The 2,629-nt window shown below is 52.3% G+C and carries 2 rRNA genes; both read right to left on the bottom strand.

The features are described 5' to 3' along the window. Window positions 1–26: 26 nt before the first annotated feature. A 5S ribosomal RNA gene (gene rrf / locus ACODS5_RS24590) occupies window positions 27–142 on the bottom strand. 130 nt (window positions 143–272) lie between these two features. Beyond that, window positions 273–2,629, bottom strand: a 23S ribosomal RNA gene (locus ACODS5_RS24585); the annotation flags it as partial.

Genomic DNA, 2,629 nt, shown 5'->3' with positions numbered 1-2,629 from the left:
CGCAGATAGGGGTTTTGCGAAATGAATCTTGACGATGACCTACTCTCACATGGGGAAGCCCCACACTACCATCGGCGATGCATCGTTTCACTACTGAGTTCGGGATGGGATCAGGTGGTTCCAATGCTCTATGGTCGTCAAGAAATTCGGTTGCCGTGAATGCCTTGCAGCACTCTCAGCCAATTCGGATATGTGAATTTGTGGCCTTACGAATCTTCGGGTCTTTCGTCTTCACCACCACAATCTGCGTAAGCAAATTGCTTGGGTGTTATATGGTCAAGCCTCACGGGCAATTAGTATTGGTTAGCTCAACGCCTCACAGCGCTTACACACCCAACCTATCAACGTCGTAGTCTTCGACGGCCCTTCAGGGGATTCAAGATCCCAGTGAGATCTCATCTTGAGGCAAGTTTCCCGCTTAGATGCTTTCAGCGGTTATCTCTTCCGAACATAGCTACCCGGCAATGCCACTGGCGTGACAACCGGAACACCAGAGGTTCGTCCACTCCGGTCCTCTCGTACTAGGAGCAGCCCCTCTCAAATCTCAAACGTCCACGGCAGATAGGGACCGAACTGTCTCACGACGTTCTAAACCCAGCTCGCGTACCACTTTAAATGGCGAACAGCCATACCCTTGGGACCGGCTTCAGCCCCAGGATGTGATGAGCCGACATCGAGGTGCCAAACACCGCCGTCGATATGAACTCTTGGGCGGTATCAGCCTGTTATCCCCGGAGTACCTTTTATCCGTTGAGCGATGGCCCTTCCATACAGAACCACCGGATCACTAAGACCTACTTTCGTACCTGCTCGACGTGTTTGTCTCGCAGTCAAGCGCGCTTTTGCCTTTATACTCTACGACCGATTTCCGACCGGTCTGAGCGCACCTTCGTACTCCTCCGTTACTCTTTGGGAGGAGACCGCCCCAGTCAAACTACCCACCATACACTGTCCTCGATCCGGATAACGGACCTGAGTTAGAACCTCAAGGTTGCCAGGGTGGTATTTCAAGGATGGCTCCATGAGAACTGGCGTCCCCACTTCAAAGCCTCCCACCTATCCTACACAAGCAAGCTCAAAGTCCAGTGCAAAGCTATAGTAAAGGTTCACGGGGTCTTTCCGTCTAGCCGCGGATACACTGCATCTTCACAGCGATTTCAATTTCACTGAGTCTCGGGTGGAGACAGCGCCGCCATCGTTACGCCATTCGTGCAGGTCGGAACTTACCCGACAAGGAATTTCGCTACCTTAGGACCGTTATAGTTACGGCCGCCGTTTACCGGGGCTTCGATCAAGAGCTTCGCTTGCGCTAACCCCATCAATTAACCTTCCGGCACCGGGCAGGCGTCACACCCTATACGTCCACTTTCGTGTTTGCAGAGTGCTGTGTTTTTAATAAACAGTCGCAGCGGCCTGGTATCTTCGACCGGCATGGGCTTACGGAGCAAGTCCTTCACCCTCGCCGGCGCACCTTCTCCCGAAGTTACGGTGCCATTTTGCCTAGTTCCTTCACCCGAGTTCTCTCAAGCGCCTTGGTATTCTCTACCTAACCACCTGTGTCGGTTTGGGGTACGGTTCCCAGTTATCTGAAGCTTAGGAGCTTTTCTTGGAAGCATGGCATCAACCACTTCGCGCTCTAATGAGCACTCGTCATCAGCTCTCGGCCTTGAGATCCCGGATTTGCCTAAGATCTCAGCCTACCACCTTAAACTTGGACAACCAACGCCAAGCTGGCCTAGCCTTCTCCGTCCCTCCATCGCAATAACTGGAAGTACAGGAATATTAACCTGTTTTCCATCGACTACGCTTTTCAGCCTCGCCTTAGGGACCGACTAACCCTGCGTCGATTAACGTTGCGCAGGAAACCTTGGTCTTTCGGCGTGCGAGTTTTTCACTCGCATTGTCGTTACTCATGTCAGCATTCGCACTTCTGATACCTCCAGCAAGCTTCTCAACTCACCTTCACAGGCTTACAGAACGCTCCTCTACCGCGTCATCAAAGATGACACCCGTAGCTTCGGTGCATGGTTTGAGCCCCGTTACATCTTCCGCGCAGGCCGACTCGACTAGTGAGCTATTACGCTTTCTTTAAAGGATGGCTGCTTCTAAGCCAACCTCCTAGCTGTCTAAGCCTTCCCACATCGTTTCCCACTTAACCATGACTTTGGGACCTTAGCTGACGGTCTGGGTTGTTTCCCTTTTCACGACGGACGTTAGCACCCGCCGTGTGTCTCCCATGCTCGGCACTTGTAGGTATTCGGAGTTTGCATCGGTTTGGTAAGTCGGGATGACCCCCTAGCCGAAACAGTGCTCTACCCCCTACAGTGATACATGAGGCGCTACCTAAATAGCTTTCGAGGAGAACCAGCTATCTCCGAGCTTGATTAGCCTTTCACTCCGATCCACAGGTCATCCGCTAACTTTTCAACGGTAGTCGGTTCGGTCCTCCAGTCAGTGTTACCTAACCTTCAACCTGCCCATGGATAGATCGCCCGGTTTCGGGTCTATACCCAGCGACTAAAGCGCCCTATTAAGACTCGCTTTCGCTACGCCTCCCCTATTCGGTTAAGCTCGCCACTGAATATAAGTCGCTGACCCATTATACAAAAGGTACGCAGTCACCTAACAA

The organism is Pseudomonas sp. FG47, from assembly GCF_057809115.1.
The sequence above is the reverse complement of the archived record's forward strand: the minus strand, read 5'-3'. Positions and strand labels throughout refer to the sequence as shown.